Source organism: Actinomadura sp. 6N118 (assembly GCF_044326415.1).
Taxonomy (GTDB): Bacteria; Actinomycetota; Actinomycetes; order Streptosporangiales; family Streptosporangiaceae; genus Spirillospora.
In genome coordinates this window covers 99,419-122,228 of record NZ_JBIRAZ010000016.1, presented here as the reverse complement: position 1 = coordinate 122,228, position 22,810 = coordinate 99,419, and the positions used below count along the sequence as shown (strand labels likewise).

The following is a 22,810-nucleotide window of genomic DNA, read 5'->3' as shown; positions in this document are numbered from 1 at the left end:
TGCGAGTGGAGCGCTCGGCATAGAGGAGACATTTCACCGCCGCATGATTGCATGTGCAGCCGCAATTAAATATCACGGCGTAAATGAGGGGAATAATTCTCGAGATCCGGAACGGATACTTGCATGGATGCTCGGTCGGCTGGGGGGCTCTCCGGAGAAGTTCGTCGAGAACTGTCGGGAAGTTGTGCAAGTCCGACCCTCAGGCGTTGATGACGAATCTATGCTCCGAAGCCTGCGTTGGCTCTCCAGAGTAAGGATGGGTCTTGAGGCTTTGTGTGACATGGTTTCATATATGGAAGAGGGCAAGAGTAGGAAACTTGCAATCGAGTGGTGCAGGGCGGGGGCTCTAATGTCGGTCGGGCGAGTTTCTGAGTAGTTAATGTCCTGGACCGTGAGATTCAGAACGCATCCGAGAGTGAAAGGCGTTCATGCATGGCCACATTCCTGCCTGCTGGCCCTGCTTAGAAGAGGCTGGTAGCTTGCAGATTTTCCGGTCTGCGTCTGGTGCGTTGCCATATTGGAAGCTTGATTCATTAGCTCGTTCGCTTGGGTGGTCGGGTAGGATTTGTGGGTATTTGTCCAGGTCGTAATTTAGGGTGTGAGATGTTCTACCTGGTCGGCACTTCGGGCTTTCCGAGCTATGGCGATTAATTGGTTGCGGCTTTGTGGCTTCGGTACCTGGCTGAGACGGATCCGGAGACCGAGGTCTGGCTGGACTATCCGAGTCCCGGACCGGCGGCGGCGCTGCTGGGCGACATCCATCCCAGGGCGCGGTTCACCGACACGTTCGGGCGGTTGTGCTGGGAGGCGCCGGGTGACGACCCGTGGGAGGTCACGCGCTGGGTGCGGCAGGCCGTCCACTCGCCGAGCATGGCGGTCCGCTGGGTGGCTGGCGTTGAGGTGGCCGCTTAAGCACGGGTGGTGCACATCATCGGCGGGGGCTACATCAACAAGATCTGGCCCAAGCACTACGGGTTTGATGGCCGCGGCCGTGCAGCGGTCCGGCGGTCGCGCTGTGATGACGGGTCAGGGGTTGTGGCCTCTGCCGTAGTACGCGACACCGCTGATGCGCGGGCTGGCGTCGGGCTTCGAGCTCATCGACGTGCGGGACGAGCCGTCCGCGGAGCTGGTCGGCGATGCGACGGCCGTCAGCCGTACCGGGGACGACATGTTGTTCGGGATCGGCCCGCATCTGTACCGGCGGCCTGAGGAGCCGTTGCGCGAGGTCATGTTGTGCCTGCAGTCGGACTTGCTGGACATGCCCCGCGGAGCGCTGGCGGCGTTCGTGCTCGACACGCTGAGGTCCTGGGGCGTCACCGGCGACCGTGTCGGCATCGTGGAGGGCATCCCGGGCGCGGACCGGGCGGTGTTCGACCTGATCGAGCCGGAGTTGCCGGACGTGCGCTTCTATCCGTTCGCGGGCGTCTGGCGGCACGGCCTCCCTGCAGGACCCGGGCAGACGTGGATCTCGACCCGCTTCCACCTCCACATGATGGCTGCGGCGGCGGGCGCGAGCGGCGTCGCGGTGTCGATCAACGCCGACTACTACGCCACCAAGCACCGGTCCCTCATCGAGCGCGGCAGCGGCTGGGCCCTCACCGACGGACTGACCGTTCCGGAACGCCCGGCGGGGGGCGGCTTCGACCTGGCGGCCCTCCGCTCATACGCGGAGGCAAAAGCCTCCGTCGCCGCCAAGATCTACTCCTGACGGCGGTACCGAGGTCAGGCGGCGTCTCGGCTCAGGCTGGGCGGTCGGCTGCCAGGGTGTTGGCGGAGGGCTTCGTCGGCGGCACCACAGACACCACGGGCCGCAGTTACTCCTTCGTTCGCTTACTGGAAAGACCTCAAGGTTGGCCGGATCCGGCCAACCTTGAGTCCCAGTGTGTCCGATCTTTACCGCAGGTGAACCGGGTGACCGAATTGGTGGCTCAAGTCGGCCATGGGTATTCGTGTTCGGTTGAATGTGGCGCGTTGTGGCGGAAACGTCTTTACTCTGTGCGGGTAGGAATCTGACCCAACTAAGCCCCCAGGCGTTCCTTACCGTCCCGCAACACCCAGGGGTTTGACCACGTGACGGACATGGCGAGCGGGTCCGCGATGGCGCGGTTGACACAGGCCGATCGCGTCTATGTCGGCTGGCGCTACGCACAGGTGCACCCGGATCCCGGGCCACCGCCCACCCCGCCCGCGACCGCGGAGCCGGTGGCGAGCGGCATACCCGAACGCATGCCCGCAGAGCACCTCGCCGGGCGCCCGCTGCGCATCGCCAGCGTCGGCACCGGGGTCGGCATGGCGCTCTTCCTGCTGTGCGGCCTCGTCGGCGTGCTGCCTTGGGCGTTCGCGGTGGTGGCGTTGCTGGCCTGCGGAGTTGTGCTCGGCATCACCGGCTCGGCGCTGTGGCGGGACGAGCGCGTTGTGCGCGAGCGGATCGCGCAGGCGCGGGCGTTGGGCGAGCGGGAACGTGCCGCGCGGAGCCGGGCTCGGGACGCGGCCGAGAAGGAGTACGCGACCGCGCTGGCCGACTGGGAGCGCCGGCAGCGGGCGTACGAGAACCAGCGTGAGTGGTATCCCGTGGCCGTCCCGCCCGGTGTCGACCGTGTCGATGTGGTGGGCGGGACGCTCGCCGGATGGTCGGCCTCGGTGACGACCATGGGCGCGGCGCGGCTCGCGGTGGGTGCGCGGGTGACCGTGATCGATCTTTCGGAGGGCGCGGTCGCGCATGACCTGTTGCGGCTCGCGGCCGACCGCGGCGACGACCCGCTGGTGTGGGTGCTGCCCGCGGACCTGTCGCGACTGGACGCGACGCGCGGGCTCGGGCCCGAGGCCCTCGCCGACGTGCTGTCGCTGGTGGTCAGCGCGGGCGAGGAGCAGGGCAGCACGCGCGACCTGTCGTTCGACAACTCGATCCTGGAACGGCTCATCGAGGTCCTCGGTGACGAGGTGACGATCCCGCAGATCACGGCGGCGCTCCGCGTGCTGGCGCAGGTGGGGGACCCGAGAGACGACCTGCGGCGCGGGCTGCTGACTGACGAGCAACTGGAACGGATCGCGACGTTGTTCGGGCGGGACGCGACCGACCGCATCGTGGTGCGGCGTGCCTGGGCGCTGGAGGCACAGCTGCGCAAGCTGGAGCGGCTGGCGACCGAGCCGGTCCGGCTGCCGCCGTCGCGGCTGCACGTGGTCTCGATGGACCGGCGGGCCGGCGTCCTGACCAACCGGGTGCTCGGCACGTACGTCACGACGGCTCTCACGCACCGGATCCGGGAGGCGCCGCCCGGAGGCAAGTGGGACCACACTCTGTTCCTGTGCGGCGCGGAGAAGCTGCGTGGGGACGTTCTGGACCGTCTGATCGACGCGTGCGAGGCCACGGGCACCGGGCTGGTGCTGATGTACCGGTCGATCCCGCAGCACGTCAGGGAACGGCTCGGGCGGCGCGGCCATGCGGCGGTGGGCTTCATGAGGCTCGGCAACCCGGAGGACGCACGCATCGCCGCCGAGCACATCGGCGCCGACCACCGCCTCCTCGTCGCCGAGATCACCGACTCGGCGGGGGAGACCTTGTCCGATGTCGCGGGGGAGACCTATGCCAGCACGGTCGCCTTCGCGCGGCGGCGGGGCGACGAGCTCACCGACCCGGTGTGGTCGGCGCTCCCGGCTCCGGTGGCCGACGACACCGCCCTGGTTGAGGGCATCAGCTCGTCCACAGCCTGGGGACGCAGCATCCCGGCCACCGAGACGCGCCAGCGCTTCCGCGAACTGCTGATTGAGCCGCCGCAGCTCCAGGAGCTGCCGCTGACCGCGATGGTCTTCACGCACGCGGGCGCGACGGGCCGCCGGATCCTGCTGGTGGACGCCAACCCCGGCATCATCACCCTGCCGACCGCGCACTCGGTGGAGTTCGAGGAGCACGTACGCGAGCAGGAACGGCTGCAGCAAGCCGAGCTGGAACGCGACAGCCCAGAGGCCGCGTCGGAGGCGGCTCCGGAGGCCTCTGACGAGACCGCGACCGAGCGGACCGGCCAGAAGGAACGCGACGTGCCGCCCTCGCCGCGCGCGGCCTGGGGGTCGCGGGCGCGCCACGCGCTGCCCAGGGGCACCGGCCCGCGACCGCAGCGCATCGTGCCGCCGCTGAAGAAGAACGGCAGGCACGCCGCAGACCCCCCGCCGAAACCACCTGCCGAGTAGTGGCGCTAGGGGGCGGGCGAAGGTAAGGATGCTGGCGTGACCCCAGCCCCCAGCATGCGTCAACCTCCCGGCGCGCAGCACCACTCCGCCGGTCAACACGGCGCGGACGGCTCCGTTCTCCCCGGACCCTGGTACCGGATCCAGGCGATCCCCGCTCCCGAGCGGAACGCCTCGGCCGAGTGGGACTTCGTGAGCGTGCTCCCCGCTGTGCTATCGGCGGCACGGCGGCAGCGGCCGTTCGTGGTGGGGTGGATCTCGCCGGGCGGCGGCGCGCCGCTGGAGCTCATCACGAACGCGGGTCCCGTGAGCCCGGGCCCGGAGGCCCATCAAGGTCTGTTGTTCCCGAGCGGAGCGCGCGGCGTGCCGATCGGTGACGGCTGGCTGCGGCGAGCCGAGCGGATGGTGTGGACGCGGTGTCCCGGCCGTCTTGCGCCGCAGGTGAAGTCGGCCGACAACGGCGCGAGCCTCTTCGAGGCGACGCTCATGACGTTGATGGAACGGCCGTTCGGCTGGTTCGTGGTCGCCGACCCGTGCGACGAGCGGCTGCTCGACACCGAGATGCGGGACCTACATCACGAGCTGCGCATGTTGCGGCGCGGCGAGGACGAGCAGGCGCGGCTGGCGGTCGCACGTGCCGACCAGCGCCTGGCTGAGCTCGACGCGTTCCGGGAGGCGGGACTCTGGCGTGTCCGGGTGCTCGCGGGCGCCGCGTCCGAGACCGAGCTGAGCCAGATCGCGCCCGTGCTGGTCGGTTCGATGGAGCTCGGCCACCATCCGTACCGGCTGCGCTCGGGGCACGGCAGCGGCACGTTCAGCGAGATCCTGCGTCCCCCGGCGTCGAGCCCGGCGCTCGCCCGCCCCGCGGTTGAGTCGGAGCAGCGTTACCCGTTCGTGGCGACGGCGGGCGCGCTGGCGGCGCTGGCCGGGCTTCCGCGCCGCGAGGTGCCGGGGCTGCGGGTGCTGGACGCAGGCTACTTCGACGTGACGTCCGAGACCGACGACGCCGTTCCGGTGAACGCGAACGAGCCGAGGATCGAGCTCGGCGCGATCCTGGACGGGCAGGACCGGCAAGTCGGGCGGTTCACCGTGCCACGCTCGACCATCAACCGGCACGTGTTCGTGACGGGCTCCACCGGTTCGGGCAAGTCGCAGACCGTGCGGCACCTGCTGGAGCAGCTGACCCGCGCGGGCATCCCCTGGCTGGCGATCGAGCCCGCCAAGTCGGAGTACGCGGCGATGTCCGGGCGCATCGAGGACCTCGGCGGCCCGGTGACCGTCGTCAACCCGTCCGACCCGGCGTCGGTGCCGCTGTCGGTCAACCCGCTGGCACCCGAGCCCGGCTATCCGGTGCAGGCGCACATCGACATGGTGCGCGCGCTGTTCCAGGCCGCGTTCGACGCCGAGGAGCCGTTCCCGCAGATCATGGCGCAGGCACTGCAGCGGGTGTACGAGTCGAACGGCTGGGACGTGGTGACCGGCGCCGGCGTGCCCGGATCGCTCATCGAACCCGCCGTGCCGACGCTCGAACAACTCCAGAACGCGGCGCTGCAGGTGATCGGCGACGTCGGGTACGGCCGCGAGCTGATGGCCGACGTCCAGGGCTTCGTGGACGTCCGGCTGCGGTCGCTCCGCATCGGCTCGGCCGGGCGGTTCTTCGAGGGCGGCCATCCGGCCGACATCGGCGGCATGCTGCGCGAGAACATCGTGCTCGCCATCGAGGACGTGGCCAACGACGAGGACAAGGCGTTCCTCATGGGCACGCTCATCATCCGGGTGGTCGAGCACCTGCGGATGCGGTCGCGGGCCGCCGGGAGCGGGACCTCGCCGGGCCTGCGGCATGTGATCGTGATCGAGGAGGCGCACCGGCTGCTGCGCAACCGCGGGCCCGAGCGCACCAGCTCGCACGCGGTCGAGTTGTTCGCCGGCATGCTCGCCGAGATCCGCGCCTACGGCGAGGGCATCATCGTCGCCGAGCAGATCCCCACCAAGCTCGTCCCCGACGTCATCAAGAACACCGCGCTCAAGGTCGTGCACCGGCTCCCCGCGTACGACGACCGGCACCAGGTCGGCGCCGCGATGAACCTCGACACCGAGCAGTCCCGCGAGGTGGTGTCGCTGCGGCCGGGCGTCGCCGCGGTGTTCGCGGACGGCATGGACCGGCCGCTGCGGGTGCGGGTGCCGCTGGGCGAGGGGCGGGAGGCCGTCCAGCCCGGCCCGCCGCCTCCGGTGGACGGCCGGCGCTCCGCCGCGTGCGGCGTGGAGTGCCGCTCAGGGCGCGCGTGCTCGCTGTACGAGCTGCGTGAGGCCGACCTGATGGCAGGGAACTCGGACTGGGCGTGGCTGCGGCTCTGGACGGACACGCTCGTTCTCGCCCACGTCACCAACCGCCCGCTGCCCGTCGTACCGGTGGAGCTCGGCCGTGCCTGGTCGCGTCTCATGCCGCGCCTGCGCGAGTGCACCTTGGCGACGCTGGTCGAGCGCGCGGTCACAAGGAGGGCGTGGGCGCTGCGGAACGCGTTCGCGCCATCGGAGCTCACCGCGACGGTGGCGGCGTCCGCGCAGCAGCTCCTCGGCGGCTCGTACGGGCTGGCGGGGGGACTGCCCGGACCCGCCTGGGTGATCCCGCAGCTGCGCTGGCTGCATGAGATGGACCGGCTCTTCCCGCTCGGCTCCGGCGCTCCGGACAAGCACGCGCCCGCGCCGCCGCTGGACTACCAGCTCCCGGGGCTGAAGCAGCCCGCCGACCCCAAGCTCGGGCATCGGCTGCGCGCGCTGCGCCGCCATCCGCTGTCGATGGAGCTGGAACGCAACCGGCCCATCGCGATCACGGCGCTCGCCGGCGAGGACCACCACGAAGGCTTCGTCCGCGACCTCGCGGTGGTCGGGATCGGGCTGTCGGACGAGGAGCAGCTCGCGCACGTCGCCGAGACCATGCGGGTGAGCTCATGGCTCGATCCGGTGCTGAGCTGGCCGGAGCGTTTCATCGCGCCGTTCGAGGACCCGGACGCCGGCCTGCCGTTCCCGACCGATTGAGGCGTTCGCTGCGGGCAGGCCGAATCGGGCGGCGGGGTCGGTCGGCGGGGTCGGTCGGTGTCAGATGGCGTCGGCGGAACGGGTCTGGAGGCCTGCTTGCTCGGCGATCGGGGTCCAGTACCGGACGAAGTCGGACTTGGCCTGGGAGGCACGGCTGTCCGCGTCGGTCGCGGTCGACGGGCAGTCGGGCGCCATGTCCAGGTAACGCTGGTTGGACTCGACCGACGCCTGGAGCGCCCGGACGAGCGCGTCCTTCATCTCGGTGCCGCTCTCCAAGGCGCTGACCTCGAGGGCGCGCGCCTTCTCCAGTTGATCCTGGCGCTGGGTCCGGATCCGCTGCAGGCCGGAGCTCTCGCACTCGCCGTCACCGGTGACCGTGCCCAGCTCTGACCGGGTCGCGACCATCTCGGTGAGCAGAGCGTCGACCTTGCCGGCCTGCTCGGTCAGCCCAGGCCCCGATGTCGTCGCCGACGTCGTCGCCGACGGCGTCCCGTCATCGCCGGTCTGGGTCTCCTGGACGTTCCCGCTCTGCTGCGGCTGCGGCGGCCCGGCATTGTCGGACGAGCCGTCCGGCCAGAACACGATTGCCGACGCCACCGCAGCGAGCAGCACGACGCCCGCGGCGATGAGGATGAGAGGAAGGGCTTTCTTCTTCTTCCTGCTGGGCGGCGGCTGCCAGATCTCCGGCTCGTCCCACGGTTCGCGCGACAGCGAGATCGAGGTCTCACCCGCCGACGGCTCGTGCGGCGTTTCGCGCGGTGCCCAAGGGTCGGACTGCGGTGGCGGCGACCACGGCACCGGCTCTTGGGGAGCGGGTGACCAGGGCGTAGGCGGAGGCCGGTCGGACGAGCCGAACCGCGGTCCGCCCGGGTCCGGAGCCGTCGCGTCATCACCCAGGGGTGCATCGCACCGTGGGCAGGTGGAGAGTGCCGGATCGGCCTCGCTACCGCATCGCGGGCACCGCATACCAAGCCCTGCCCTTACTTAGGGGGAACCTTCGGTCACAAGATACCTACAGGCCGTCAAGATACCTACACGCCGTTCCAGCGTCGCTGGGAGTGTCCCGTCTTCTTGGCGATCGGATTCCACAGCTTGACGAGCTGCTTCTTCCCCAGCGTCGCCTTGCGTTCCGCAGCAGCGCGGCCAGGGGCCTGTGTGGCATCCGGCTTGGGCTTGCCATTGCAGTTCTGCTGGGCCTGTTGCGCCCACGTCATGAGTGCTTGGTCCACTTCCAGCGAGCCCTGGAACGACTGGCGGAGCGCGGCGCGCAGTTGCTCGCCGCGCCTCAGCTTGTCGACCTTGAGGCCATCGGTGCGGCGCACCTGGTTCTGCCGGCGCTGGGCCACTCGCTGGAAGCCGCTCATGGCGGCAGGCAGGTCCTCGCACTTGCGGGTCTTGCCGATCGCGGCCGTGAGTACCCGGCGGGTGTCGGCGCTGGCGTTCAGCAACTCGTTCACGGCCGCGGCTTGCTGTTTGGTGGCCACGGGGAGCGGCTTGTCGTCGGACACCTTCTTGTTGGGCGCCGTGGTCGCGGGCGGCTTGGCGGCCGGCGGCTTCTTATCGCCCTCCGGCCACATCACCAGGCCGACGGTGACCAGCGCGACCACGACCAAGGCAGCCACGGCGATGACGAGCACCTTGCTCACGCCGCCAGAGGACCGCGGCGGTAGCTGGCCGCCGTACGCGGGGTCGCCCGGCATGCCGTGCGGGCCCATCGGGCCGCCCTGCCCCGGGAATCCGCCGGGCTGCATACCGCCGGGCTGCATGCCGTGGGGATCCATGCCGCCGGGCTGCATGCCGTAGGAGTCCATGCCGGGGGAGCCGTAGGGGTCCATGCCGGGGGAGAAGGGCGCGTTCGGGTGCGGCATGCCCTGATCGAGCATGGTTGCGTTGCCGTCGAACTGCGGTCGGCCCTGGTCCATCATCGTCGCGTTCGCATCCAGCGGTTGCTGCTGATGCTGGGCGGGCGGGGCGACCTGGGTGGCGTCCATACCCCAGGACTGCTCGGCGGGCTGAGACTGTGGCGCCCACTGCTGGGTGGCCTGGGCAGCGTCTTGCGACTGCTCGTCTGGTGTGCGAGCAGGGGCGAACCAGGAATCGGGGACGATCGACTCGGCGGGCGGCTCGCTGCCGTACGGGGACGGCCCGGCGCCCGCGCCCGCCCAGGAGGGCGGCGGAGGCGGCGGCGCGGCGCCGAACGCCGCCGGCGCACCACCCGAGCCGGGTCCGGAACCCGGAGCGGGACCGTCATCCATGTCGTCGTCGGGGTCGAACGTCCACGCGGCGGTCGATTCGGGATCGGCGGGCGGGAGCGCGCCGGACGCAGCTGGGTGCGGGCCGGACGTGGTCGGGTGTGGGCCGGACGCAGCCGGGAATCCGCCCGAGGACGCCGGGGAGAAGCCCTCGGCCGGCGCGGGTGGCGGCGGGAGGGTGCTGGGTGGGGCGGGCGGCAGACCGCCCGGCGCCGCATCCTGGGACGGTGCCCAGGCCGGGGTCGGCGGTGGCACCATCATCGTCTTGTCGCCGACCACCTCGGCATCGGCGGCCACCGGTGCGCTCAACGGAGTCTCCAGCGGTCCCGCGAGCCGGTCTATCACTGCGTTGCAGTTCGAACACCTGCCGAGCGTCCCGGGCGTGTTCGTACCGCACGTCGGACACTGCATCGCTCAGACCTCGCCTTGTCGCCGCTTTCCCCACGAAACAGCAGGGCCCCCGACAAAGTACTGGTTGACGTCGCTCTCAGGCGCGCCGATGGCGATTTTGCGACTCGTTCATCCGGTTTGTCGTAGGTGAGCCGCAGCCATCCGGGGCTGGCACCGAACCATGCCCCGGTGAGATCGGTCAAGATCGAGCCAAGTGGTTTACCTCAGATCGTGTGACTCTCGTCGCATTTTTCACGTGCGGCGGGCATGACGGGCGTGCGATCTCATCACGTTGTGGCGAGATCGCCGCTGGTTCCGGCTAGGCTCGGGGCGACTTTCCGAGGCGCCCCAGATGCCCCCCCGCACACCAGAGAAGACGGAGTCCATGAGCGATCTTCCACTGCGTTCGCAGCTGGCCGTCGCGCTCGGTCGTACGGCCGCCAAGATGTCCCGGCTCGCCGGCAAAGGGGACGGGTCGGTGATCGGCGGCAAGGTCGGCCTCAAGCTCGACCCCGAACTGCTCACCCGGCTCGCCAAGGACCGCAAGCTCGTGCTCGTCAGCGCGACCAACGGCAAGACCACCACGACCCGGCTGATCACATCGGCGATGACCCCCCTGGGCGAGGTCGCCACCAACGCGTTCGGGGCCAACATGCCCACCGGGCACGTGTCGGCGCTCGCCTCGGCGCCCGGTGCCCGCTACGGCGTGCTCGAATGTGACGAGAAGTACGTCCCCATGGTCCTGAGGGAGACCGGGGCCAACGTCATCGCCCTGATGAACCTCAGCCGCGACCAGATGGACCGCGCCGGCGAGATCTGGCTGCTCGCCGGCAAGTGGCGCAAGGCTCTGGAGGCCTCGCCGCAGAGCCACGTCATCGCCAACTGCGACGACCCGCTCGTCACCTGGGGTGCCTCCACCGCCAGGAGCGTGACGTGGGTCGCCGCCGGGCAGCACTGGCGTGAGGACTCCTGGTGCTGCCCCGAGTGCGGCGGCCCGCTCGACCGCCAGGACACCGACGAGGACAGCGACTGGCGCTGCCGCGAGTGCCACTTCGCCCGCCCGCAGCCCGACTGGGTGCTGAAGGGCGACCAGGTCACCGCCCCCGATGGCCGGATGTTCCCGCTGTCGCAGCTCGCCCTGCCCGGCCGGGCCAACAAGTCGAACGCCGTGATCGCCCTCGCGGTCGTCGCGCAGTTCGGGGTGCCGCCGGAGCATGCGCTGCCGCTCCTCGGCGAGGTCCGGTCCGTGGCGGGCCGCTACACCACGGTCGAGCACGAAAACCGCCACATCCGCCTGCTGCTCTCCAAGAATCCGGCGGGCTGGCTGGAGGCGTTCGACGTGCTGGAGCCCGCGCCGGGGCCGGTCGCGCTGTCCATCAACGCGCAGGGCCCCGACGGCCGCGACACGTCGTGGTTGTGGGACGTCGACTACCGCATCCTGCGCGGCCGTCCGGTCTGGGTGACCGGTGAACGCCGCGTCGACCTCGCCGCCCGGCTGGAGGCCGCCGAGGTCCCGTTCACGATCGTCGACGACATCGACCAGGCCGTCATGGCGGTGCCGCCGGGCCCGCTCGACGTGATCGCCAACTACACCGCCTTCCAGAACATCCGAACGAGGTACGGCCGTGTCGTCTGACCCCACGAACGCGGGGCCCCACCGCCCGCTGAAGATCGTCTGGATCTACCCGGACCTGCTCTCCACGTACGGCGACCAGGGCAACACGATCGTCCTGGAGCGCCGGGCCGCGCTGCGCGGCATCCCGACCGAGACCGTGCACCTGCGGTCGGACGAGCCGGTGCCGCCGGACGGCGACGTCTACCTGCTCGGCGGCGGTGAGGACCGGCCGCAGATCCTGGCGGCGCAGCGCCTCCGCAACGACGGCGGCCTGCGGGTCGCCGCCGAGCGCGGTGCCGTCATCTTCGCGGTCTGCGCCGGCTACCAGATCCTCGGTCACGAGTTCGGCGGCGAGGAGGGGCAGCCGGTGCCCGGCCTCGGTCTGCTGGACATCCGCAGTGGCCGTGGTGAGCAGCGCGCGGTCGGCGAGGTCGTGGGCGATGTCGCCAGCGAGCTGAACGTGCCGCGCATCACGGGCTTCGAGAACCATCAGGGCGCCACCTACATCGGCTCGGGTGCCCGGCCGCTCGCCCGCGTCGTGGCGGGCATCGGCAACGGCGGCGGCGACGGTACCGAGGGGGCCTACGCGGGCCGGATCCTCGGCACGTACATGCACGGCCCCGCGCTGGTGCGCAACCCGGGCCTTGCCGATCTCGTGCTCCGCTGGGCCGTGGGCGCCGAACTCCAGCCCATCGACGACTCCTGGGCAGGACGGCTGCGCGAGGAACGCCTTAACGCCGTCGTCACCACCGGCTGACAGCGAGCCCTGGGGGCCCGCCCGCCTACGAGCGGGCGGGTTCCTCTTCTTCCTCCTTGCGCTTGCGCTTGCGTTTGCGCAGGGAAGCGGCGTGCGCGCGTTCCTCCGGGTGGGACCTGGACCGCACCAGGCTGGCGACCGTGGTGACCACCAGGACCAGCAGGATCACGGCCAGCGAGAGCGGCGTGGGGATCTCGGGCACGGACTTGCTGACGTCCTCGTGCACGAACGCGAGGATCAGCTTGACGCCGATGAAGGCCAGGATCAGCGACAGCCCGATCGCCAGGTAGACCAGCCGCACGAGAAGCCCTTCCACCAGGAAGAACAGCGCCCGCAGGCCCAGCAAGGCGAAGGCGTTGGCGGCGAAGACGATGAACGGCTCCTCGGTGACGCCGTAGACCGCCGGGATCGAGTCCAGCGCGAACAGCAGGTCGGTGCTGCCGATCGCGACGAAGACGAGCAAGATCGGCGTCATCACCCGGTGCCCGTCCTCGTGCGCGAACATCCGGCCGCCGTGGAAGTCGGTGGTCAGCGGCATGATCTTGCGCGTCCGGCGGACCAGGAAGTTGTCGTCGACGTCGGGATCCTCGTTCCGGTGCCGGATCAGCTGGACGGCCGTCCACAGCAGCACCAGGCCGAAGATCAGGAACGTGAACGAGAACATGCTGATCGCCGCCGCGCCGACCGCGATGAAGACCGCCCGCAGCGCCAGCGCCGCCGCGATGCCGAACAGCAGCACCTTCTGCTGGTACTCCTCGGGCACGCTGAAGCGGGACAGGATGATCACGAAGACGAAGAGGTTGTCGACCGAGAGGCTCTTCTCCACCACCCAGCCGGCGAAGTACTCGGTGCCGGCGCCCGAGCCGGCCAGCGGGAAGAGCGCGAGCCCGAAGAGGATCGCGACCGCGATATAGAACACCGACCAGAACGTGGCCTCGCGCAGTCCGACCGCGTGCGGCCTGCGCACGGCGACCAGCAGGTCGAACACGAACAGCGCCACGATCAGGCCGATCGTCGCACCCCAGAGCCACACCGGGATCTCGATCACACGGCCTCCCTCGGGGACGGGTCGTCGAGCCTTATGTCCGATCTACGGCGGATCAATCAGCGACGCCGCCGCGACGCAGATCACCCTGGCCGTGGCCCCCGAGCCGAGGATCAGTAGACGAGCGCCTGTGCCCCGTCCGCGGTGGCCTCTTCGACGAACGTCGGCGCACCGGCGATGCGGATGCCCTGGATCACGTCGTCCTGGCCGATGTCGCGCCGCGCCGCGCACTGCGTGCAGACCGTCACCTGGCCGCCCTTGAGCACCACGTCGAGCAGGTCGTCGAGCGGCGTGGCGTGCGGCAACTCGAACTCCTTGGCACGGCCGGGCAGCGCGTACCACGCGGACTCGCCCGTCAGCCAGAGGGACACCGGCACGCCGCTGGCGACACCGGCCGCCGCGACCGTGAAGGCCTGATTGCACCGCTCCGCGCCGTCGGCCCCAGCCGTCGCCTTGATCACCAGAGATCTCGCCATACTGGCACCCTAACCCCGCAGGGGATGCGAAAGCGGTAGCGTCCCCCTCCGTGAGCGGCATGGTGAACGCGGCGATTCTGGTTGGGGTGCTCGGGCTGATGGCGGTCGGCGCCGTCTTGCTTGTCGTACGGCTGTCGCGGCTCCGGTAGCCGCTACGCTCGGTGCACATGGAGCCTCAGCTGCACCCCGACCTCGAACCCCTGAAGTTCCTGCTCGGCACGTGGGAAGGCGCCGGCGTCGGCGACTATCCCACGATCAAGGAGTTCCGCTTCGGGCAGGAGATCTCGTTCACCCACAACGGGAAGCCGTTCCTGATCTACTCCAGCCGCAGCTGGCTCATCGAGGACGACGGTTCGCTGGGCCGGCCGCTCGCGACCGAGACCGGCTACTGGCGGCCGCAGCCGGGCAACCAGGTCGAGGTGACGCTCGCGCATCCCACCGGGATCGTTGAGATCTACGTCGGCAACGTCGCGTTCCACCGGGTGGAGCTGCTCAGCGACGTGGTGGCGCGGACCAAGACGGCCAAGGAGGTCACCGGCGGCAAGCGCCTGTACGGCCTGATGCCGGAGAAGGACGGCAAGCGCGACCTCGGCTGGGTGTACGAGATGGCGGCGGTGGGGGAGCCCCTCCAGTCGCACCTGTCCGCGCAGCTCAAGAAGGTCACCTGACACGTTCTGGAAGCTGGACGCGTCTGGACGCCTGGCAGGCCCCGGGAATTAAACGATCCCCGGACCTTCCCGCCGGGTGGCGGGGGGCGGACAGGACGGGTCCACCGGTCCGAGGATCGGGTAACTGCCTGGTTTTCGCCGGTCACCGTCGCGACCGTGCGTGCCGCCGCCAGGGGCGGCGGCTCCGAGGCGGAACGGCGACTAGCGGACAGCCACCTCGCGAGTCCTAGAACTATGCATTGTCTGGACCACCTCCTTTCGCGCGTACTTCGCAAGTTATGCGAGCCGAACGGAATCGGGCAAGCGGATTTTCGCGATCTCATCCCAGACCCCGGGCACATAGACTCTGAGCATGGCCGAGACGTGGCAGGAGGAGCTGAGGTCGAGGGGCTATCGCGTCACCCCGCAGCGGCAGCTCGTCCTCGAAGCGGTGACCGCGCTGGAGCACGGCACGCCTGAGGAGATCTGCACCGAGGTGCAGCGCACGGCTCGTGGCGTCAACATCTCCACGATCTACCGCACCCTGGAGCTCCTGGAGGAGCTGGGGCTGGTCAAGCACGCCCACCTGGGCCACGGCCCGCCCAATTACCACCTGGCCGAGGACGCCGAGCACATCCATCTGGTCTGCCGCGGCTGTGAGACGGTCACCGACGTCGACCCCAAGGTCGCCGCCGGGCTGGCCGAGGTACTGGAACGCGACTTCGGGTTCGAGACCGACGTGCATCACCTCACGGTCTTCGGCCGCTGCAAGGACTGCCCGACCAAATAGTCTGGAGCTCATGGAAAGCCCGCTGCTGAAGCTGCCCGGAGCCGTCGCCGCCGATTCGCCCGACCAGGAGGTCGCCTCGCACTACGGCGAGCCCGCGCACGAACAGCGCGCCCTTGAGGCGGGCAAGGCCTTCGTCGACCGGAGCAACCGCGGTGTCGTCCGTGTCGAGGGTGCTGACCGGCTCCGCTGGCTGCACAGCCTGCTGAGCCAGCATCTGGAGGGCCTCCGGCCCGGTGAGCCGACCGAGGCGCTGCTGCTCAGCCCGAACGGGCACATCGAGCACCACCTGCCCATGATCGACGACGGCGAGGCCGTCTGGGTGCACGTCGAGCCGGGCGCGGCGCCGTCCCTGGTGGAGTTCCTCGACAAGATGCGCTTCATGATGCGGGTCGAGGTGACGGACGTGAGCGAGCGGTACGCCGTCGTCACCGGGCCTGCCGGTCTGGGCGGGACGCTGGTCTGGCCGGACGCCTCCGGCACCGAGACGCGCATCGTGGCACGCGACGCCGATGCCGTTGATGACGCTCACGCCCGCGCTGACGTTGACGCCGATGCTGATGCCGGAGGGGCCTCTCCGGATCTTGCCGGGCTGTCGCTGGCGGCGCTCGCCGACGGTGATCTGCGACCCGCCGGGATGTGGGCGTACGAGGCGATCCGCATCGCAGCCCACAAGCCGCGCATGGGCCTGGACACCGACCACAAGGCGATCCCGCACGAGATGGGCTGGATCGACTCGGCCGTTCACCTCAGCAAGGGTTGCTACCGGGGCCAGGAGACCGTTGCCCGGGTGCACAACCTGGGGCGGCCACCGCGCCGGCTCGTCTTCCTCCACCTGGACGGCAGCGTGGACACACTTCCGGCACACGGCGACCCGGTGGAGATTCCGGGGGGCCGTACGGTCGGCTTCGTGGGGTCGGCGGCGCGCCACCACGAGCTGGGCCCGATCGCGCTCGCGCTGGTCAAGCGGAACGTCCCGGTGGACGCCGAGCTGCTGGCCGGTGGGGTGGCCGCGAGCCAGGAGGTCGTGGTCTCCCCGGACACCGGCGCCAACGCGAAAATCGAGTTGCGCAGGACAGCTGCAAATCGGCCGTAAACCGGGCGTAAACCGCCTACCGTACGGGGAAATCGTCTGTCATGGATGATGCCCCGATCGGTCGCCGCCCTGTCTCACATCACAGGGGCCAAGCGGTGGATCGGGCTTGGTCAGCCGGTCAAGATTGGGTGGGGCCCTGCCGATGGTGGCGAACCGGGGGAACGAGGAACCGCCGACCGCGAAGAAGGGTGCGCGAGGTCTGCGTCGCAGGCGCCGTCGCGAGTCGGCACTGGTCTGGTGGGGCGGGTTCGCGGTGCTGCTCCTGGCCGCCTGGTGGTTCCGGTCGTGGCGGCTGGCGCTCATCGGGCTGCTGTTGTGGTGCCTCTACCAGTTCCTGCTCGTGCCGACGATCTGCCGGGTCATGACGCGGCAGGGGTACTCCTGCCGGGAGCCCGCCCGCGGGCGGTTGTTCGCGTGCGGGGCCGCCCATCAGTCCGTGAAGAACGACGCGGTGTGGCGCCTGGCCGGACTCCGGAACCCGTTCCGCAAGCGCCCCGCCCCCAATGCCGAGCGGGAGACAGGGGTCCTGGTCGTCTCGTCGGAGGTCCGGGGCCGTCTCGCACAGACCGACCGCGGGTTGATCATCCTGGCCGCGCTCGGCACCGCCGTGACGATCGTCGGGATGGTCTACGGCTTCTGAACGGCGGCGGCCGGGTTGGGTTCAGCGTTCGACGATCAGATTTCGTGGATCAGATTTCGAGGATCAGGGTGATCGGGCCGTCATTGACCAGACCGACCTTCATGTCGGCGCCGAAGATCCCGGTCTCGACCTTGGCGCCGAGCGCGCGCAGCTCGTTCACCACCGCCTCCACCAGCGGCTCGGCCACCGGGCCGGGCGCGGCGTCGCTCCAGCCCGGACGCCTGCCCTTGCGGGTGTCCCCGTACAGCGTGAACTGGCTGATCACCAGCAGCGGGGCGTTCAGGTCCGAGGCGGAACGTTCGTTCTCCAGGATGCGCAGCCCCCACAACTTCGCGGCCAGCCTGCGTGCCTTGTCCGGGGTGTCGTCGTGCGTCACCCCGACCAGGACCATGAGGCCCGGTCCCTCGATCGCCCCCACGACGCGGCCGTCCACGGTCACGTCCGCCTGACTCACTCTCTGCACTACAGCGCGCATGTCTCCTGATTCTGCCGGGTGCGTTCAAGAGTTCTGAAAGTGGCCTCCAAGTGGGCGGGTCCAAGCTTGGGTCCATGCGAGAGGACAGGGTGCTGACGGTGCGGCCTCGCCGGCCGTCCGATCCGCAGGTGGATCTGCGGCTCTACACGATCGCCCACCGGGCGATCCAGCGCGGCGCCCACGAGCTCGCTGATCTCGCCGGGCAGTTGCGCGCCGGGGAGACGGTCCTGACCGAGCGTCGTGCCAAGGCGCTGGACAGGTTCGTCGAGCTGTTCGTGTCCGACATCCGGCACCATCACCGGTACGAGGACGAGATCGGTTTCCCGGTCGTGCGAGCGTCGGCGCTGGGCGCGGTGGACATCGAGCCGCTGAGCGTCGACCACGACCAGCTGGACCCGATCCTCGCCGCGCTCTGCACCGCGACCGCGGGCCTGCGGGCTGCGCCGTCCAACGAGCTGGCCCGCAAGGCACTGGCGGTCGAGTCCGCGCGGCTGCGCGACCTCCTCGACGAGCACATCACAGAGGAGGAACGGGACATCTTCCCGGCCATCTCCCGGTACGTGTCCGTGGAGGATTTCGACCGCTGGGAACGTGCCGTCACCAGGGCCTATCCCAAGCGGCGCCTGTGGTTCATCGCCTCCTGGTGGGCGGCGGTGATCCCGGCGGACGACACGGTGGCCATGACCAAGACCCCGGTCACGTTCCGGCTGGCGTTGCGGCTCTTCAGGAGGAGGTACGAGCGTCTGCACGGGACGCTCTTCAGTTGATCACCGTTCGGGATCCTCGGTGTTCAGACGTTCGAGGGCCGTTTCCGCCTCGCGTTGCCAGCGCGGGGCACGGGCGCGGCGGCCCAGGGCGAGCGCGGCCTCCCAATGGCCGGCGGCCACGGCCTTGGGGAGGCCGAGGAGCCCGGCCAGCCGGGCCAGCCGCGCCGCCACGGGGCCGATGTGCAAGCCCATCGTCTCGCCGCCACAGACGAACGGCTCATAGGGGAGCAGCCGCTCGTACAGCGGCCCGGCCAGTTCGCGGGGGCTGGCCGGGCCGCTGTGTCCCACCGCGTCAGGCGCCGAGTCGGGCGCGGTGCCGGGCGCGGTAGCGCCGCTGGGAGCCGACGCTGTGCCGGGAGCGTCGCCGGGAGCCGATCCAGTACCGGAAGCCGACCCAGTGCTGCGAGCCGATCCGGTGCTGGGAGCCGACCCAGTGCTGCGGGCCGATCCGGTGCCGGGAGCCGATCCGGTGCTCGGATTCGGCGCGTTGCCGAGAGTCGTGGCGGCCAGTGTCAGAGCGTCGGCGCGGAAACCCTCCAGCAGCAGCCACAGCTGGTCCCGGGGCGGCTCGGAGGCCTTCCTCAGCAGCGTGAGCGCCGCCTCGGCGTCGCCGCGCGCCGCGATCGTGCAGGCGTGCATCGGCGTGCCCACCACGGCGTCGAACGAGGCGATCAGCCGCGCGTCCTGCTCGGCGGAGGCGATCTCGTCGGCCGCCTGCCGTGCGCAGAGCCGTCCGATCACCCCGGCACCCGTGACGTCCCACATCTCCCGGCTCGCGGCGGTTTCGGCGACTGCGGCGAAGGACTGCGCGGCCGTGTCCAGATCGCCCTGGACGAGCTCGCGGGCCGCTTCTGCCAAGTGGACCTGCATCCGGAACACCGGCAGCTCGTACCGGTCGGCCAGCTCGGCGACGGCAGAGGTGAGGGAGGCGATCTTGTCGAGTTCGCCGTTCGCGCCCAGTTCGACGCAGCGGGCCAGTAGCCCCAGCGCCTCGACCCCGGGCATTCGCTCGTCCCGGCCGAGCCGTTCGAGCTCCAGGGCCACCCGCGTGACCTCCGCGTACCGTCCCGGCCGGCGTTCGGTGAAGTAGAGGGCGTTGAGCGCGCCGGCGAGCACCGCCGTCTCGCCCGCCTCACGGGCCCACTCGACCGCGGCGGTGGCTGCCTCGACCGCCCCGTCCGGATCATGGTGGAGGCCTGCTTCCAGCGCGTACGTCGTCCGCAGCCCGGCCTTGAGCGCGTCCGGCACCGCCGGCAGCGTGCGCCGGATCAGCTTGATCAGGTCGATGTCGATCTGCCCGCGCGGCCGGCTGTACCAGAGCGTCGGGGTGTCGATCGCGACGATCGCGCGGGCGGTGAGCTCCGGGTCGCCGATCGCCTCGGCGGCATGGATCGCCTCGCCGCGCAGATCGTGGGCCCAGCGCGGACGTCCGGCGAGCTGCGCCGCGCGGGCCCGGCCGATGAGCAGCTCGGTGCGCGTCCGCGGGTCGCCCGACATGCCGTCCCGGTCGAACGCGGCCAGGGCTCGTTCCCACAGCTCCAGCGCCGAGGCGTAGGCGAAGGCGCGCTCCGCGGCCTCGGCGGCGGCCCGGCAGTAGCGCACGGCCTTGTCGGACTCACCGAGCACCGCCGCCTCGGAGAAGTGGTGAGCCAGCTCGGCCAGCGCGCCGGGGAAGATCCGTTCGGCTGCGGCGCCCACGTCCGCGTGCAGGCGGGCCCGCCGCAGCCGCAGCAGATCCCCGTACACCGTGTCGCGCACCAGCACGTGCGCGAAGCGCACCCGTCCCGCGGCCGGCTCCTCCAGCAGGCCGCCGACGACCGCCGCTTCCAACGCGTCGTAGACGTCGTCCGGGTCCTGCCGCTGCGCCGCCACGACCAGCCGGACGTCCGCCTCGCGCCCGATCACGGCCACCACGCGCAGGACGTTGCGGGTGAGCGCGGGCAGCCGGGCGATGCGCAGCCTGATCACTTCGGCGATCCCGGCCGGTACTTCTGCGGCGTCCGGGTCGGTCGTGCCCTCGGAGGCGGTTGGTGGCGGGGGCGCCGGTGCCGGGGGCGCCGGTGGCGGGATGAACGCGGCGTCCTCCGGTGCGCCGACCGGGAGACGAGCGAGTTCGCGCAGGTAGAAGGGGTTGCCGCCGGCGCGTTCGACGATGCTCGCGACCGCCCCTGGATCGACCCGGTCGGCGGTGCCTTCTTCGGCCTGGACCGCCCGCACGAGAGCGGCCGCGTCGGTGTCGGGCAGCGGCCCGAGTGGCAACCGGAGTGCCCCCTGGCGGGAGAACACCGCGAGCGTGTCGGCGAGGGGGCCGCTCACCTCGGCCGACCGGTAGGTGCCCACGATCAGCACGGGCATGGCGGGCGGCGGGCCGCCCAGCACGTCCCGCAGAACGGCCAGCGTGCCCTCGTCCGCGATGTGCAGGTCGTCGAGCAGGACGGCCACCGGCCTGCTGTCGGCGGTGCGGGCGAACCGGTCAATGACCACCCGTGACGTCTGGAACCGGTCAGCGGCGTTCGGCGGCTCTCCGACGAGGGTCGTGATGACCTGGTGCCAGGGCCACAGCGGCGGGGCCCCGCCCGCCTCTGGGCAGCGACCCCATGCCACCCGCCAGCCGGCCGTGGCCAGGCCGACCGCGAGGACTTCGAGCAGGGCGGTCTTGCCGATGCCGGGTTCGCCGTGGACGAGCGCCGTGCGCAGGCGCCGGCCCGCCGCGGCGGCCTGGGCGGTCCTGGTCAGCTGTTCCAGATCGTTCGCGCGGCCGAAGAGACCCGTCTCGGGCACGTTCCCTGGAGACGGGACGGTCGTGGGCGGGGCGGCCGCCGTTCGTTGCGGGGGCTCGACGATCTCCAGCGGCTTCATCTGCGGGACGGCGTCCAGCACCGGGTCCTGCGCGAGGATCGCCGTCTCCACGTCCCGCAGGCCCGGTCCGGGATCGACGCCCAGCTCGTCGGCGAGCATCGTGCGAGCCCGCCGCAGCGCGCCGAGGGCCTCGCCCTGACGGCCCATGCGGTAGAGCGCGATCGCCAGCAGCCGCCAGGATTCCTCACGCAGTGGCTCGGCCGCCAGGAAGGCCTCCAGGTCCCCGGCGGCGACGGCGGGCTGGCCCGTTTCGAGGAGGCGGGCGGCGCGCCGTTCGACCGCGTGCGCGCGCAGCTCGTTCAGCCGCAGGACCTCCGGCCGCGCCCATTCCTGATCGCCGACGTCGGCGTACGCGGGCCCGAGCCAACGGCCCAGCGCCTGTTCCAGCATGTGCAGCGCCTCGTCCGGGTCCGGGCTCTGGTCGGCGGCGCGCACCTCCTCCTCGAAGAGCCGCGCGTCGACGACCTCGGCGCGCAACGCGTACCCGGGCGGCGCGCTCACCAGCAGGGTCGCCGGGGCCCGCGGCGGCCGGTCCGGCTCCAGCGCGCGGCGCAGGTGCGACACGTACGACTGGAGGGTGCCGAGCGCGCGGACCGGCTGGTCGTCGGGCCACAGCTCCTCGATGATGCGTTCCGCCGGGACGACCCCGCCGCCCGCGACCAGGAGGCGGGCGAGGACCAACCGCTGGCGGCGCGGACCCAGCTCGACGGCACCCCGGTCGGGGTCCTTCGCGGCCAGCGGGCCCAGCACCTGAAACCTCATCGCCGCCCATGATGTCCCGTGCGCCTCACTTGCGGGAGGGCCTTCGCAGGACAGATCATTCGAGCATGGGAGCAATGACGCTCATCACGGTGGCGCCGACCGGCGCCGAATCGGCGAAGGCCGAGGTCCCGGCTCTGCCGGTGACGCTCGACGAGCTGGTGCAGACCGCGAAGAACTGCGAGGCCGCGGGAGCCGCGGTCATCCATGTCCATATCCGCGACGACGCGGCACGGCCCACGCTCGACCTCGTGCGGCTGCGCGACACGGTCCAGGCGTTGCGGGAGGCGACGGGCCTGATCGTCCAGCTGTCGACCGGCGGGGCGGTCACCGATCCGTACGAGGATCGCCTGCGGGTGCTGGAGGCGGGCCCTGACGGGTGCTCGCTGACCTGTGGCACGGTCAACTTCGGCGACGACGTCTTCATGAACCCGTGGCCGTTCATGGTGGAGCTCTACCGGCGGACCCAGGAGCTGGAGATCGTTCCGGAGTTCGAGCTCTTCGATCTCGGCCAGGTCGCCGCGCTGCACCGGCTGCTGGACAAACACGGCCCGCCGTACGGCGGACACGTCCACTGCGATCTGGTGATGGGCGTACCCGGCGGCATGCCAGGCGACACGCGCACGCTGGTGGCGGCGGTAGACGCGCTGCCCGAAGGCGCCACCTGGTCGGCGACCGGAGTGGGCCGGACGTCGCTGCCCGTGATGTACGCGGCGCTGTCGGCGGGCGGCCACCTGCGGGTCGGCATGGAGGACACGCTGACCTACGCGAGAGGAGAAGCGGTGGCCTCGAACGCCCAACTCGTCGAACGGGCGGCGGCCATCGCCCGCTTCGCTCAGCGCCCCCCAATGGACACTGCCGAGGCCCGAGAGTTCCTAGGCGTAAGACCCCGCTGAACCTCTGCCTGATCCACCGCCACGATCACCGCCTGAACCTCTGCCTGATCCACCGCCTGAACCTCCGTTCGGGGAGTATCCCGACCTGGGTATTTGCTGGCAATATCCTGGTAAGGAACGTCCGGGCTTTT

18 protein-coding genes are annotated in these 22,810 nt (G+C 70.7%); 12 read left to right on the top strand and 6 right to left on the bottom strand.

Going from position 1 to position 22,810, the window contains the following annotated elements; genetic code table 11:
- Window positions 1-663 precede the first annotated feature (663 nt).
- From ACH34W_RS35810 to ACH34W_RS35795, 4 genes are all read left to right on the top strand, one after another.
- Window positions 664-912, top strand: coding sequence for a hypothetical protein (locus tag ACH34W_RS35810; protein WP_395965593.1), 249 nt, complete (start codon window positions 664-666; stop codon window positions 910-912).
- A 154-nt stretch (window positions 913-1,066) separates the two neighbouring features.
- On the top strand, window positions 1,067-1,708 hold the full coding sequence (locus ACH34W_RS35805; RefSeq protein ID WP_395965592.1) for a hypothetical protein: 642 nt from the start codon (window positions 1,067-1,069) through the stop codon (window positions 1,706-1,708).
- Window positions 1,709-2,079: 371 nt separating this feature from the next.
- On the top strand, window positions 2,080-4,185 hold the full coding sequence (locus tag ACH34W_RS35800) for a hypothetical protein (RefSeq protein WP_395965591.1): 2,106 nt from the start codon (window positions 2,080-2,082) through the stop codon (window positions 4,183-4,185).
- Between the two features lie 36 nt (window positions 4,186-4,221).
- Entirely contained in the window at window positions 4,222-7,218 is a 2,997-nt protein-coding gene (locus tag ACH34W_RS35795; protein ID WP_395965590.1) for an ATP-binding protein, read from the top strand.
- A gap of 60 nt (window positions 7,219-7,278) precedes the next feature.
- Here the strand turns inward: ACH34W_RS35795 and ACH34W_RS35790 are convergent, their stop codons facing one another.
- The gene (locus ACH34W_RS35790) at window positions 7,279-8,016 is read right to left on the bottom strand and encodes a hypothetical protein (protein WP_395965589.1); all 738 of its coding nucleotides are present in this window, start codon (window positions 8,014-8,016) and stop codon (window positions 7,279-7,281) included.
- A 233-nt stretch (window positions 8,017-8,249) separates the two neighbouring features.
- On the bottom strand, window positions 8,250-9,779 hold the full coding sequence (locus tag ACH34W_RS35785) for a hypothetical protein (RefSeq protein ID WP_395965588.1): 1,530 nt from the start codon (window positions 9,777-9,779) through the stop codon (window positions 8,250-8,252).
- A gap of 466 nt (window positions 9,780-10,245) precedes the next feature.
- Between ACH34W_RS35785 and ACH34W_RS35780 the strand changes: the two genes are divergently transcribed.
- Both ACH34W_RS35780 and ACH34W_RS35775 read left to right on the top strand, forming a co-directional pair.
- Entirely contained in the window at window positions 10,246-11,496 is a 1,251-nt protein-coding gene (locus ACH34W_RS35780; protein ID WP_395965587.1) for a MurT ligase domain-containing protein, read from the top strand.
- Window positions 11,486-12,232 (top strand): type 1 glutamine amidotransferase, encoded by a 747-nt coding sequence (locus tag ACH34W_RS35775; protein ID WP_395965586.1) that lies wholly within the window; start codon window positions 11,486-11,488, stop codon window positions 12,230-12,232. The genes ACH34W_RS35780 and ACH34W_RS35775 overlap by 11 nt, the downstream gene beginning before the upstream one ends.
- Window positions 12,233-12,257: 25 nt before the next feature.
- On the opposite strand, the gene ACH34W_RS35770 is transcribed toward ACH34W_RS35775, so the two are convergent.
- Both ACH34W_RS35770 and ACH34W_RS35765 read right to left on the bottom strand, forming a co-directional pair.
- Window positions 12,258-13,280, bottom strand: coding sequence for a TerC/Alx family metal homeostasis membrane protein (locus ACH34W_RS35770; RefSeq protein WP_395965585.1), 1,023 nt, complete (start codon window positions 13,278-13,280; stop codon window positions 12,258-12,260).
- 110 nt (window positions 13,281-13,390) lie between these two features.
- Window positions 13,391-13,753 (bottom strand): DsrE family protein, encoded by a 363-nt coding sequence (locus ACH34W_RS35765; protein ID WP_395965584.1) that lies wholly within the window; start codon window positions 13,751-13,753, stop codon window positions 13,391-13,393.
- A 167-nt stretch (window positions 13,754-13,920) separates the two neighbouring features.
- Between ACH34W_RS35765 and ACH34W_RS35760 the strand changes: the two genes are divergently transcribed.
- From ACH34W_RS35760 to ACH34W_RS35745, 4 genes are all read left to right on the top strand, one after another.
- Window positions 13,921-14,421 (top strand): FABP family protein, encoded by a 501-nt coding sequence (locus tag ACH34W_RS35760; RefSeq protein WP_395965583.1) that lies wholly within the window; start codon window positions 13,921-13,923, stop codon window positions 14,419-14,421.
- A 352-nt stretch (window positions 14,422-14,773) separates the two neighbouring features.
- Complete coding sequence (locus tag ACH34W_RS35755; RefSeq protein WP_395965582.1) at window positions 14,774-15,190, top strand: Fur family transcriptional regulator; 417 nt, start codon at window positions 14,774-14,776, stop codon at window positions 15,188-15,190.
- 10 nt (window positions 15,191-15,200) lie between these two features.
- The gene (locus ACH34W_RS35750) at window positions 15,201-16,283 is read left to right on the top strand and encodes a YgfZ/GcvT domain-containing protein (RefSeq protein ID WP_395965581.1); all 1,083 of its coding nucleotides are present in this window, start codon (window positions 15,201-15,203) and stop codon (window positions 16,281-16,283) included.
- A 142-nt stretch (window positions 16,284-16,425) separates the two neighbouring features.
- On the top strand, window positions 16,426-16,923 hold the full coding sequence (locus ACH34W_RS35745; protein ID WP_395965580.1) for a hypothetical protein: 498 nt from the start codon (window positions 16,426-16,428) through the stop codon (window positions 16,921-16,923).
- Between the two features lie 49 nt (window positions 16,924-16,972).
- Here the strand turns inward: ACH34W_RS35745 and dtd are convergent, their stop codons facing one another.
- Entirely contained in the window at window positions 16,973-17,398 is a 426-nt protein-coding gene (dtd, locus tag ACH34W_RS35740) for a D-aminoacyl-tRNA deacylase (protein ID WP_395965579.1), read from the bottom strand.
- Between the two features lie 74 nt (window positions 17,399-17,472).
- Here dtd and ACH34W_RS35735 point away from each other — a divergent pair, with 74 nt between their 5' ends.
- Window positions 17,473-18,165, top strand: coding sequence for a hemerythrin domain-containing protein (locus ACH34W_RS35735; RefSeq protein ID WP_395965578.1), 693 nt, complete (start codon window positions 17,473-17,475; stop codon window positions 18,163-18,165).
- On the opposite strand, the gene ACH34W_RS35730 is transcribed toward ACH34W_RS35735, so the two are convergent.
- Window positions 18,166-21,786 carry a BTAD domain-containing putative transcriptional regulator gene (locus ACH34W_RS35730; protein ID WP_395965577.1) on the bottom strand — a complete coding sequence of 1,207 codons (3,621 nt, stop codon included), beginning with the start codon at window positions 21,784-21,786 and terminating at the stop codon, window positions 18,166-18,168.
- 74 nt (window positions 21,787-21,860) lie between these two features.
- Between ACH34W_RS35730 and ACH34W_RS35725 the strand changes: the two genes are divergently transcribed.
- Window positions 21,861-22,679: a 3-keto-5-aminohexanoate cleavage protein gene (locus ACH34W_RS35725; RefSeq protein WP_395965576.1), complete on the top strand. Its 819-nt coding sequence runs from the start codon at window positions 21,861-21,863 to the stop codon at window positions 22,677-22,679.
- Window positions 22,680-22,810: the final 131 nt, after the last annotated feature.